Raw genomic sequence first — 12,058 nt, forward strand, 5'->3', positions numbered from 1 at the left:
GCCCCCGATAGTGGTGGATCAGCGATAGATATACCGACTGACACACTGCAATCGGGGGCAAGCCCCCTCCCATGCTGGACCGCACAGGCTGGCAGCTCTGGTTGACCCAAGGCATCTGTGATGAAATGCGACCCCAACCAATTTCGCGCCGCACCGCCATCACTTGCCGTGAAGCCTCGTCTGATTCGCCAACTGTTCCTGCCGCCGTTGATCGTCGCCCTGATGATCGGCTTGGGTTATATCGGCTTTTGGATCAGCGAGTACTACGGCATCCGCACCCTCAGCGACACAGGCGAACGCCAGTTGGAGCTGCATGCCCGCACCGTCGAAAGTGAACTCAGCAAATACACTTACCTGCCCAGCCTGCTGGAGCTGGAGACCAGCGTCTCGCAGCTGCTCGCCGACCCGAGCCAGGAAACCCGCAAAAACGTCAACGACTACCTCGAAGGCCTGAACCGACGCAGTCGCAGTCGGGCCATCTACGTGATGGACACCACCGGTCGGGTGCTGGCCACCAGCAACTGGCGCGATGCCGACAGTTACCAGGGTGAAGACCTCTCCTTCCGCGCGTATTTCCAGAACGCCGTGCGCGGCCAGCCCGGGCGTTTCTACGGCATCGGCAGCACCAATGGCGAACCCGGTTATTACCTGGCCCACGGGTTGGAAGAGCACGGCAAGATCATCGGCGTCGCAGTGGTCAAGGTACGCCTTGAAGCGCTGGAAGAACGTTGGCAACGTGCGCGCCTGGAAGCCTTCGTCAGCGACGAGAACGGCATCATCATCCTCTCCAGCGACCCGGCCCGCCGCCTCAAGGCCGTGCGTCCGTTGAGCAATGAAACCAAGGATCGCCTGGCCCACAGCCTGCAATATTACTGGGCCACGCTGAACGAGCTGGAACCGCTGGCCCGTGAGCGCTTGAACGAAGGCACCGAAAAACTGACCTTTCCGGCCAACAGCGAAGTGGTCAACGACGAGCACGAAGTTAGCTACCTGGCGCAAACCCGACCGCTCAACGACACACCGTGGAATTTCACCCTCCTCACTCCCCTCAATGACCTGCGCCGCGCAGCGATCAACCAAGGCATTCTGGTGGCTGTCGCATTTGGTCTGGTGGCATTCCTGCTGATTGCCTGGAATGAGCGACGCAAAGTCATCGCCACCCGCCTCGCCGCACGGGAAGCCTTGCAGGAAGCCAACAGCCAGTTGGAGCGTCGGATTGCCGAACGCACCGCGGACCTGCGCGCCAGCAACGAACGGCTCAAAGGCCAGATCCGCGAACGACGCCAGGCCGAAGAAACCCTGCGCCGTGCCCAGGATGAGCTGGTGCAGGCCGGGAAACTGGCGGCCATCGGCCAGATGTCCACCAGCATTGCCCACGAATTGAACCAGCCGTTGGCCGCGCTGCGCACCTTGTCCGGCAACACCGTGCGCTTCCTGGAGCGCGGCGCCCTGGACACCGCCAGCGCCAACCTCAAGACCATCAACGAACTGATCGACCGCATGGGCCGCATCACTGCCAGCCTGCGCTCCTTTGCCCGGCGCGGTGACGACCAGGGCGAAGCCAACCTCGCCAAGGCGGTGGACGCCGCGTTCCAGGTACTGGGCGCGCGCCTGGACAGCCTGCCGCTGACCGTGCATCGCGACTTCGTTGCGGCCCATTTGCAGATCGACCAGACACGCCTGGAGCAGATCCTGGTCAACCTGATCGGCAACGCCCTTGACGCCATGCAGGCACAACCCGCTCCCGAGTTGTGGCTGGAAGGCAGTGTCGCCGAAGGCAAATACCGCCTGCATGTACGCGACAACGGCCACGGCATCGACGCCGAGGCGCGCAAGCATTTGTTCGAACCGTTCTTCACCACCAAGCCCGGCGAGCAAGGTCTGGGCTTGGGCCTGACCCTGTCCGCCAGCCTCGCGGCGGCCACCGGCGGCACGCTCGCCGTTGAGCATCCGGCCAGTGGTGGTACCGCTTTTGTCCTGAGCCTGCCGCTGGTAGGCGCTCAACAAGCTGAGTCGACATGAATATTGATCCTCAAGACCTCACCGTGCTGATCGTCGAAGACGACCCCCATGTGCTGCTCGGCTGCCAGCAGGCCCTCGCGCTGGAAGATATTCCCAGCGAAGGCGTGGGCAGTGCCGAAGAGGCGTTGAAGCGCATCGGCGAGAACTTCGCGGGCATCGTGATCAGCGACATTCGCCTGCCGGGCATCGACGGCCTGGAGCTGCTCACCCGCCTCAAGGCCCTGGATAAAAGCCTGCCGGTGGTGCTGATCACCGGGCACGGCGATATCTCCATGGCCGTCGGCGCCATGCGCAATGGCGCTTACGATTTCATGGAGAAGCCCTTCTCTCCCGAACGCCTGGTGGATGTCGCTCGTCGTGCCCTTGAGCAACGCGCACTCGCGCGGGAAGTCTGGTCACTGCGCCGTCAGTTGGCCGAGCGTGACTCCCTGGAAGGCCGCATCATCGGCCGCTCCCCTGCCATGCAGAACCTGCGCGAGCTGATCGCCAACGTCGCCGATACCTCAGCCAACGTGCTGATCGAAGGCGAGACCGGCACGGGTAAAGAACTGGTCGCCCGCTGCCTGCATGATTTCAGCCGGCGCCACTCGCACCAGTTCGTCGCCCTCAACTGCGGCGGCCTGCCGGAGAACCTGTTCGAAAGCGAGATTTTCGGCCACGAAGCCAACGCATTTACCGGCGCCGGCAAGCGGCGCATCGGCAAGATCGAGCACGCCCACGAAGGCACGCTGTTTCTCGATGAAGTAGAAAGCATGCCGATCAACCTGCAGATCAAATTGCTGCGGGTGTTGCAGGAACGCACTCTGGAACGCCTGGGTTCGAACCAGAGCGTGGCCGTGGATTGCCGCGTGATCGCCGCCACCAAGTCCGACCTCGACGAACTGAGCCGCGCCAGCCAGTTCCGCAGTGACCTGTACTACCGCCTCAACGTGGTCACGTTGGAACTGCCCCCGTTGCGCGAGCGCCGCGAAGACATCCTGCAACTGTTCGAACACTTCCTGCAGCAGTCATCCCTACGCTTCGACCGCACCGCGCCGGAGTTGGACAACCAGACCCTGTCCAGCCTGATGAGCCATGACTGGCCCGGCAACGTGCGTGAGCTGCGCAACGTCGCCGAACGTTTCGCCCTCGGCCTGCCCGCCTTCAAAAAAAGCGGCGCCAGCAGTGGCAGCCACGGCCTGGCGTTTACCGAAGCGGTGGAAGCCTTTGAGCGCAACCTGCTCAGCGACGCCCTGCAACGCAGCGGCGGCAACCTGACCCAGGCCAGCCAGGAACTGGGGATGGCCAAGACCACCCTCTTCGACAAGGTCAAGAAATACGGGTTGAGTCACTGATGGATCTATTCTTGAAAGCCGCCCTCGGCGCGGCGGTGGTACTGATATTGGCCGCATTGGCCAAGACCAAAAACTATTACATCGCGGGGCTGGTACCGCTGTTTCCGACCTTTGCGCTGATCGCCCATTACATCGTCGGCAAGGGCCGTTCGGTAGACGATTTGAAGACCACGATCCTGTTTGGGATGTGGTCGATCATTCCGTACTTTGTGTATCTGGCGACGTTGTATGTGATGGTTGACCGCATGCGGCTGGAGGCCTCTTTAGCCGTAGCCGCGGTAGCGTGGCTGATCGCCGCGACGATCCTGGTGAGTATCTGGGTACGCCTCCATACCTGACCCGACTCGGTCAAAAAATGTGGGAGGGGGCTTGCCCCCGATAGCGGTGTGTCAGTCAGTTCATCTTTAACTGATCCACTGCAATCGGGGGCAAGCCCCCTCCCACATTTTTAATCGAGGTGTATCAGCGGACTATCTTGTCGACCTGGATGCCCAGCTTCTTAAGGCGATACCAGAAACTGCGCTCAGAGATCCCGATCTTCGCCGCCGCCGCAGCCTGCACGCCATTACTCTCCTGCAACGCCGCCAGTATGTAGGCCTTCTCCACCTCCGCCAGCGCCGCATCCAAGTCCTGAGGAATCCCTGGCCCGTCGCTGAGAATCGTCGTCACGCCCAGCTCGCTCGGCTTCGACGCAAACAGGTAACCCGGCAGGTCGATATCTTCGATGACCGGCGAGGCCGCTACAATCGTTGCGCGTTCCACACAATTTTGCAGCTCGCGGATATTGCCGGGCCAGTGATACGCGGCCATCGCCTGCAATGCTTCGGGGCTGAAGCCGGTGACGCGTTTGCCCGCAGTGGCGCTGAGGGTCTGGGCGAAGTGGCGGGCCAGGGGCGCGATGTCTTCGACGCGCTCGCGAAGGGCCGGCAAAGGGATCGGGAACACGTTGAGGCGGTAATACAGGTCTTCGCGAAACTCCTTCTTGGCCACCGCTTCCAACAGGTTCTTGTTGGTGGCCGCGATCACTCGCACATCCACCTTGCGCTCGCGGGGATCGCCCACCGGCTCGATGACCCGCTCCTGCAATGCACGTAGGATCTTGGCCTGCAACGCCAGAGGCATATCGCCGACTTCATCAAGGAAGAGCGTGCCTTTGTCGGCCTGCATAAAACGCCCTACCCGGTCCGCTACCGCGCCAGTGAATGCGCCTTTGCGGTGGCCGAACATCTCGCTTTCCAGCAGCCCTTCCGGGATTGCGGCGCAGTTGACCGCCACGAAGGGTTTGTCGGCACGGCTGCCGTGTTTGTGGATGGCACGGGCGACCATTTCCTTGCCGGTCCCGCTTTCGCCGGTCAGCAGGACAGTGGCGCTGCTGTCACGCACCGATTCCACCGCTTGCAACACCGTGCGAAACGCCGGGCTGTCACCCACCAGGCTGTCGAACTGGGCATGCTCATCCAGCTCGGCGCGCAGGCGTGCGTTGTCGCGCATGATGTCGCGAAACTGCAAGGCTTTGCTGACGGTGATGTCCAGTTCGTCGATATCGAACGGCTTGGCGATGTAGTCATAGGCGCCGTTGCGCATCGACTGCACGGCGTTTTTCACCGTGCTGTAGGCGGTCATCACGATCACCGGCACATGGGGGTAGCGCACCTTGATCTCCGCCAGCAGCGCCGGCCCGTCCATACCTGGCATGCGCCAGTCACTGATCACCAGGTCGATGTCTTCCTGCTCCAGCACCTTGAGCGCGTGCAGCCCGTTACCGGCGATAAATACCTGGATGCCGTTCTGACTCAGGGCCGACGCCAGCAGATCACAGAGCTTGGGTTCGTCGTCGACCACTAGAATGTTATGCGTCATGACTGTCCTCGTCGTCTTCGCCCATCGCCGGAATGTACAGGCTGAAGGTGGCGCCGGCATCTTTCTCGCTGGCGCATTCGATGCTGCCATCGTGACTTTCCATGATCGAATAGACCTTGGCCAGACCCAAGCCAGTACCCGAGGCCTTGGTGGTGACGAAGGGCGTAAAGATGCGCTCGACCATCTCTGCCGGAATGCCCTGGCCGGTGTCGGCAATGCTGATAACGGTGTTGTCGCCCACCGTGCGAATCCCCACGGTCAGGCGCCCGCCTTCGGGCATCGCGTCGATGGCGTTGAGAATCAGATTGAGGCACGCCTGTTTGAGCTGCTTGGCATCCGCGTAAATAGTCGCGCCCGGTGCCTGGTCGTCGATCTGCGCATCGATGTTGTGAGTAGCCAGTTCCGGGGCGCAGAAACCGAAGATTTCCTCCACCAGCGGACGTGCCGGCTGCACCACACGTAGCGGCGGATTGGGCTTGGCGAAATCGAGGAACTCGGTGATCAGGTCGTTGATGCGGCTGACTTCACTGATCACGTACTCCAGGTGGCGCTTATCGGTGTCCGCCAGGTCGGCGCGGCGGTGCAGCAACTGGGTAGCGGTCTTGATGATGCCCAGGGGGTTGCGGATCTCGTGGGCCAGGCCCATGGCGACTTCGCCCAGTGCATGCAGGCGATCGCGGCGGCGCAACTGGGCTTCGAGGTGATGCAACTCGCCCAGACGCTCGGTCATATGGTTGAAGGTGCTGCTCAATTGCGCCAGCTCATCGCCGCCGCTGACCGCTACGCGATGGGTGTAATTGCCGGAAATCACCGCACTCACGCCTTGGGACAAGTCTCGCAGCGGCCGGGTCAGGCGCCGTGACACCAACACCCCCGCCGCCAATGACAGCGCCGAGCTGACCAGGAATATCAAGACGAACAGATTGCTCTGGTTGACCAGCCCCACCAGGCTGCTATGGCGCAGCAGGCCGCTGAAAATCACGCCCTGCAAATCGCCTGCGTCGTTGAAGATCGGCCAGTACAAACCGCTGTAGTTATTGGTGAATTGCTCGCTGGGCTGTTTGGTGCTGCGCATAGCCGCTTCGACATTTTTGGGGATGCGCGACGGGTGATCCTCGAAGCGCTGGGTCGAGAAAATTTCCGAGAAACCCTCGGGGTTGGCCAGGTACAGGCGCAGGTCAAGGGAGTGCACATCGGCCACGCTGGTGAGGAAACTGCTGTCCAGGTAAGTGGCCACCAGCAACTGGTAGTCGACGCCGTCCCGGGAAGTGTCGAACGTAGAGACCACAATGCCCGTGCTCACGCCCGCCACCTGCACCGTCTGCAACACCGCGTTGCTGGTCAGGCTGATCTGCTTGACGATGTCGTCGGAGGCGGTGCTGAACACCGTTTTGTGGTCACTGACGCGAATCAACGCGACCACGTCAATGTCCGTGGCATCGGCGATGTCGGCCGTCAGGCGGTCGTGCCGGGCAGCTTGCCGGTTCTCCGGCGGGCTGGTGTAGCGCAGGAACAATTTGGCCATGCGCGCGTTGTCATGAAGGATGTCGCCGATCTCGTCCTTGACGATCTTGGTCGACTCCTGCAGCCAGATCCGCACGTTGCTGTCGAAAATCTGCGACAGCGTGGTGGCGGCCAACTCCGCCGCGATCATGGTGGGAATCACGCTGACCAACCAGAATGCCAGCACCAGCTTGCGCTGGACACTCCAGCGCGAAATGGCAAAGGGACGGGCTTTCTGGCGGGTCTTGGTGATCATCGGGTTTCGCTTATCGCAGCAGCCATGGCAGGGTCGGAACGGTCCGGTCGAATAAACAGTTTTACAAGCTTGAGCAGGCCATTGACCAGCCGGTTGCGGTGGCGGAAAAACACACTGTTGCCATGGAACTCACAGCCCAGGCGCAGCTTACTGGCATACCCGGCCTGCCCGCACTCGTACATCGCAATATTGTGCTCAATACAATAGTCGACGTTGGTCAGCCAGCTACGGAAATACAGGTTGTAGTCGCGGGTGAAGTTCACGTCATGCCCGAAGAACTTGTCCACCAGCCGATGCTCATCCACCAGCATCAGGTTGAACGCCACCAACTGCTCGTCCACCCAGTAAAGCGCACACACCGCGCGTGACTCAAGGCGTTCAAGCACACCGGTGAAGTAGCCCGCAGGCAGGCGTTCGAATTGCAGCTCGGCGCGGGTGAGTGTGGCTTCGTACAGGCGCATGACCTCAGGCAGTACATCGTCGATGTTGCGCCGCCACTCCACCCGTGGCCCCGGTGCGCGCAGTTTGCGACGCAGATCCTTGCGCGTGGATTTGCCCAGAGAGCCCAGGTAGGCGTCCACAGAACCGTAGGGCAACGGCAACACACCGGTGGGCAGGCTCGGCATGGTCTGGAAACCGGCGGCGCGACAACTGTCGGCCCAGTGCGGATCGTTGCTCGGCGCGTCCTTGACCGCCACCAGGCCGATACCGAAGTCATCGGCGTCGTGGCGTGCGGCGTCCAGCACATGCTTGAGCAACAACGGGCGGCGCGACTCGGGGACGTGGCGGGCAAATCCGGCATCACAGCGCTCGGCCACCGGCGAGCCGATGGCATAGAGGCCCAATGTCAAAACCCCCGGCCACCGTCGCTCAAGGCGTTCGGTGAAACGCTTGCCGACGCCTGAAACCGTGGTGTCGAGGCGGTAATGGGTGATGAACGCGGGTGCGACTGCCACCAGGGTTCCGTCTTCGTAGACCGCAAGGTAGCGCCACTGGAAATCATCGAGGGCCGCGTTTTCCACGGCGACGTAATAGTCCCAGTCTTCCAGGGCACCGGGGAAGCAATCGTTCCACGCACTGCGCTGGAGGGCCCGGATGGTGGGGAAGGCTTGGGTGGTAATCACATCGTTTCCATATTCAGGGCCTGGGGCCGGCGATTTTTTGAGGTGAATGGGGCTATCTGTGATGAAAGATTTTTTGTAGTGAATGGTACTTTTTGTGGTGAATGGCACCTTTTGTAGTGGGCGGTACTTTTTGTGGTGAATGGCACCTTTTGTGGTGAGCGGTACTTTTTGTGGTGAGCGGGCTTGCCCCGCGCTGGGCTGCGAAGCAGCCCCACTCCAGGCAACGAGTTTCTCCAGCTAGACCGCAATGGCAGGTTTTGGGGCGGCTTCGCCACCCAGCGCAGGGCAAGCCTGCTCACCACTAGAGCCCTGCACACCACAACACTCTGGAGGGTCCGGAGGGTGGGTAAGGCTTGGGTGGTGATCACATCGTTTCCATATTCAGGGCCTGGGGCCGGCGATTTTTTGAGGTGAATGGGCCTATCTGTGATGAACGGTTTTTTTGTAGTGAATGGTACTTTTTGTGGTGAATGGCACCTTTTGTAGTGGGCGGTACTTTTTGTGGTGAGCGGGCTTGCCCCGCGCTGGGCTGCGAAGCAGCCCCACTCCAGGCAACGAGTTTCTCCAGCTAGACCGCAATGGCAGGTTTTGGGGCGGCTTCGCCACCCAGCGCAGGGCAAGCCTGCTCACCACTGGAACCCTGCACATCACAACCCCTCTGCTCACCACTACAGCCCTGCACACCAAACCCCCTCTGCTCACCACTACAGCCCTGCACACCAAAACATCCCTGCTCATCACTACAGCCCTGCACACCAAAACCCCTCTGCTCACCACCACAGCCCTGCACACCAAACCCCCTCTGCTCACCACTACAGCCCTGCCCACCACAAAACCCCTGCTCAGCAAACACTGAGCCGCAGCCCGCTGCAGATGTATGCCGCTCGATGAACGCAGCACTCAACTCAATCACCCGCCGGTATTGCAGGTCGACGGTGATCATGTGGTAGCAGTTATCCAGCAGAATCTTGGTCACTGGGCCGCCAAGGTGGCGCTCTACATAGTCGGCGTTCCAGCGGCTGGTGATGTCGTCCTCGATGGAGTGCAGCACCAGCGCCGGCACGTTGATCCGGGGCATGCGTTTTTTGACCACTGCGTTCATCCAGTGCAACTCGCGCACGGTGACGCCTTCCATGGTCAACAACCCCGCTTCGCTGCTCTCGCCCTCTTTCATCTGGCGTTCAACAATCGCCCGCAGGCGCTCATTCTTGATGCCGTAGGGCGGTTTCTCAGTGAAGCGAAACAGACGCACACCAAAGGGAATCCGGATCAGCAACGGCGTGATGAACGCCATTTTGTTGATGCTCCAACCGTCGTACTTCAAGGTGGTCGAGTACATCAGCAGCCCGGCGACCTGCCCCGGGTGTTCCGAGGCCACGTACATCGACATCACCGCGCCCATGGACAAACCGCCAACGAACACCTGTGCGTGGCGCCGCTTAATCTGTACGAAGGTCTTGCGCACGCCTTCATACCAGTCGCGCCAGCCGGTGGCCTGCAGGTCGCTGTTATCGCCGCAGTGCCCCGCCAGCGTCGGCACGTACACCGTGCAATTGCCGGCCTTGGCCAGGCCTTTAGCGACCTGGCGCAATTCAGTCGGAGTGCCGGTCAGGCCGTGGATCAACAGGATCCCGACCGGACCATCACCGAGAACGAATCCGGCATCACCTTCACCGAGGTCGATCTCTGCACTGTTCACCGATTGGTCGCTCGCACCAGCAACTGCTCAAGCAGCTTCAGGCCCAGTTCGATTTCCGGGTAGCTGATTTCCAGGGACGGTGCCAGGGTGATCACGTTCTTGTAGTAACCGCCCACGTCGAGGATCAGGCCGAGTTTCTGGCCATCCACCACCATGTCGCCCTTCATGCCTTCTTCGACCATGTAGTCCAGGGTCGCCTTGTCCGGTGTGAAGCCATCCGGTCCGCAGATTTCGCAGCGCAGCGCCAGGCCCAGACCGTCGACGTCGCCGATGATCGGGAAACGTTTCTGCAGGTCCTGCAGGCCTTCGAGGAAGAACTTGCCCTTGGCCATGACCATCGCGCCGTAGTCGACTTCGTTGGTCATCTTGAACATCTCCAGGCCCACCGCCGTGCCCAACGGGTTGGAGGCGAAAGTGGAGTGGGTGGAACCCGGCGGGAAGATCTTCGGGTTGATCAACTCTTCACGGGCCCAGATGCCGCCCAGAGGGTTAAGGCCGTTGGTCAGCGCCTTGCCGAACACGATCACATCCGGCTGCACGTCGAAGTGTTCGATCGACCACAACTTGCCGGTGCGGTAGAAGCCCATCTGGATTTCGTCGGACACCATCAAGATGCCGTGCTGGTCCAGCACGTGTTTGAGTTCGCGGTAGAAGTTCATCGGCGGGATCACGTAGCCGCCGGTGCCCTGGATCGGCTCGACGTAAAACGCGGCGTATTCACTCTGGCCGACTTTCGGGTCCCACACGCCGTTGTATTCGGTCTCGAACAGGCGGGCAAATTGCTGCACGCAGTGGCTGCCGTACTCTTCCTTGGTCATCCCTTTGGGGCCCCGGAAGTGGTACGGGAACGGGATGAACTGCGCGCGTTCACCGAAGTGGCCGTAGCGGCGGCGGTAGCGATAGCTGGAGGTGATCGACGAGGCGCCGAGGGTACGCCCGTGGTAGCCGCCTTCGAAGGCGAACATCAAGCTTTTGCCGTTGGTGGCGTTACGCACCACTTTCAGGGAGTCTTCAATCGACTGCGAGCCGCCGACGTTGAAGTGCACGCGACCGTCGAGGCCGAATTTCTTCTTGGCGTCCACCGCGATCATTTCCGACAGCTCGATCTTGCCTTTGTGCAGGTACTGGCTGGCGATTTGCGGCAGGGTGTCGATCTGCTGTTTCAGCGCATTGTTCAAGCGCGGGTTGGCGTAACCGAAGTTGACCGCGGAGTACCACATTTGCAGGTCGAGGTAGGCCTGGTCTTCGGTGTCCCACACATAGGAGCCTTCGCAGCGGCTGAAAATACGCGGCGGTTCGATGTAGTGAACGGTGTCGCCGTAGGAGCAGTACTTGGCTTCTTTATCCAGGAGGACCTGGTCTTCGGCGGTAGCGATGCGGATATCAGACATGGTGGAAAATTTCCTGAGTGTCGGCAGTGAAGGAGGTAGCGTTGGCGGCGATGCCCTGAGGCAGTCGGGCCAGCAACGCAGGCACTTCGGCGAAGGTGTCGAAGCGCGCGTGAGGGATGTTGTTGGCCTCGCAGTACTGGGCGAGGCTGCCTTTGGCGAACACGAAGTCGGCGGTTGACGCCACGCACATGTCGGACTTGCCGTCGCCGATCACCAGCACGCGCTTGTTGCGCGGCGTGGATTTGCACTTGCAGTTGCCGGACGCGGCGCGGCAGGCATCGCTGGAATAGGGGAAATCGATGCGCCAACTGTTCTGGTCGACCTGGCGCAGGCGGTTAGCGAGGATCGGCAGCAAGGTCACGTAGTTGCGCGACAGGATCCGCGCAATGCCTTGCTCGATGCCGTCGCTGACCACTTCAATGGACGCGCCCAAGCCGATCACGTGATCGACGAAATCCGGGAAATCCGGGTCGATCTCAACGCTGTCGAAGTACGCCAGCAATTCGCTGGGGGTGGCCTTGATTAACGCCAGTTGGCGGCTCAGGCATTCGCGTGAACCGATATGCCCATCCAGCCATTGCTGCTCGATGGTTTCCCATTCGGGGCCGGCGAAGCGTTGGAGGACGTTGTCGATGACATCGGTGGGGGTGATGGTCCCGTCGAAGTCGCACACGATATGCCAATCAATCATTGTGGTTACCTTGATGGAGTGCGCTGTCTGCGCTTTCATCAGGGCTAGAGCAGGGAGTGTGCCAATTGGTTAAAACCCCGCAGGGCTGGGGGTTTAACGGGTGTAAGCGGGGAATTTGTGTCGTGAGAGCTACAATTTTTGTAGCTTGCTACAAACAAGATGAGTGCTTGCATGGGGG

The 12,058-nt window shown here is 60.9% G+C and carries 8 protein-coding genes and 1 pseudogene; 3 read left to right on the top strand and 6 right to left on the bottom strand.

Annotated features, from left to right (window positions below; translation table 11 throughout):
* Positions 1-120 precede the first annotated feature (120 nt).
* Genes ACKZ62_RS22790 through ACKZ62_RS22800 form a run of 3 tightly spaced genes read left to right on the top strand, consistent with a single transcriptional unit; the run spans position 121 to position 3,694 of the window.
* A complete protein-coding gene (locus ACKZ62_RS22790; RefSeq protein WP_032891816.1) occupies positions 121-2,022 on the top strand; it encodes a two-component sensor histidine kinase AauS in 1,902 nt (633 codons plus the stop codon).
* The gene (locus ACKZ62_RS22795) at positions 2,019-3,356 is read left to right on the top strand and encodes a two-component response regulator AauR (RefSeq protein WP_032891818.1); all 1,338 of its coding nucleotides are present in this window, start codon (positions 2,019-2,021) and stop codon (positions 3,354-3,356) included. Before ACKZ62_RS22790 ends, ACKZ62_RS22795 begins: the two co-directional genes overlap by 4 nt.
* A complete protein-coding gene (locus ACKZ62_RS22800) occupies positions 3,356-3,694 on the top strand; it encodes a GlpM family protein (protein WP_095183946.1) in 339 nt (112 codons plus the stop codon). The genes ACKZ62_RS22795 and ACKZ62_RS22800 overlap by 1 nt, the downstream gene beginning before the upstream one ends.
* 124 nt (positions 3,695-3,818) lie before the next feature.
* On the opposite strand, the gene ACKZ62_RS22805 is transcribed toward ACKZ62_RS22800, so the two are convergent.
* The 6 genes and pseudogenes from ACKZ62_RS22805 to ACKZ62_RS22830 all read right to left on the bottom strand — a co-directional run bounded on the left by ACKZ62_RS22805 (position 3,819) and on the right by ACKZ62_RS22830 (position 11,880).
* The gene (locus tag ACKZ62_RS22805) at positions 3,819-5,216 is read right to left on the bottom strand and encodes a sigma-54-dependent transcriptional regulator (protein ID WP_447095860.1); all 1,398 of its coding nucleotides are present in this window, start codon (positions 5,214-5,216) and stop codon (positions 3,819-3,821) included.
* Complete coding sequence (locus tag ACKZ62_RS22810; RefSeq protein WP_095183944.1) at positions 5,206-6,975, bottom strand: sensor histidine kinase; 1,770 nt, start codon at positions 6,973-6,975, stop codon at positions 5,206-5,208. Before ACKZ62_RS22810 ends, ACKZ62_RS22805 begins: the two co-directional genes overlap by 11 nt.
* The gene (locus ACKZ62_RS22815; protein ID WP_447095861.1) at positions 6,972-8,099 is read right to left on the bottom strand and encodes a GNAT family N-acetyltransferase; all 1,128 of its coding nucleotides are present in this window, start codon (positions 8,097-8,099) and stop codon (positions 6,972-6,974) included. The genes ACKZ62_RS22810 and ACKZ62_RS22815 overlap by 4 nt, the downstream gene beginning before the upstream one ends.
* An 868-nt stretch (positions 8,100-8,967) precedes the next feature.
* Positions 8,968-9,798: pseudogene (locus ACKZ62_RS22820) on the bottom strand (alpha/beta hydrolase); the annotation flags it as partial.
* Positions 9,795-11,189, bottom strand: coding sequence for an aspartate aminotransferase family protein (locus ACKZ62_RS22825; protein WP_032891824.1), 1,395 nt, complete (start codon positions 11,187-11,189; stop codon positions 9,795-9,797). The gene ACKZ62_RS22825 and the pseudogene ACKZ62_RS22820, both read right to left, overlap by 4 nt.
* Positions 11,182-11,880 carry an MtnX-like HAD-IB family phosphatase gene (locus ACKZ62_RS22830; RefSeq protein ID WP_032891825.1) on the bottom strand — a complete coding sequence of 233 codons (699 nt, stop codon included), beginning with the start codon at positions 11,878-11,880 and terminating at the stop codon, positions 11,182-11,184. Before ACKZ62_RS22830 ends, ACKZ62_RS22825 begins: the two co-directional genes overlap by 8 nt.
* Positions 11,881-12,058 lie beyond the last annotated feature (178 nt).

This window comes from Pseudomonas sivasensis, from assembly GCF_052938085.1.

Bases quoted from the DNA above. Each gene is read 5' to 3' on its own strand.
- ACKZ62_RS22790 (WP_032891816.1), top strand. From the start codon at position 121: ATGAAATGCGACCCCAACCAATTTCGCGCCGCACCGCCATCACTTGCC.
- ACKZ62_RS22795 (WP_032891818.1), top strand. From the start codon at position 2,019: ATGAATATTGATCCTCAAGACCTCACCGTGCTGATCGTCGAAGACGAC.
- ACKZ62_RS22800 (WP_095183946.1), top strand. From the start codon at position 3,356: ATGGATCTATTCTTGAAAGCCGCCCTCGGCGCGGCGGTGGTACTGATA.
- ACKZ62_RS22805 (WP_447095860.1), bottom strand. From the start codon at position 5,216: ATGACGCATAACATTCTAGTGGTCGACGACGAACCCAAGCTCTGTGAT.
- ACKZ62_RS22810 (WP_095183944.1), bottom strand. From the start codon at position 6,975: ATGATCACCAAGACCCGCCAGAAAGCCCGTCCCTTTGCCATTTCGCGC.
- ACKZ62_RS22825 (WP_032891824.1), bottom strand. From the start codon at position 11,189: ATGTCTGATATCCGCATCGCTACCGCCGAAGACCAGGTCCTCCTGGAT.
- ACKZ62_RS22830 (WP_032891825.1), bottom strand. From the start codon at position 11,880: ATGATTGATTGGCATATCGTGTGCGACTTCGACGGGACCATCACCCCC.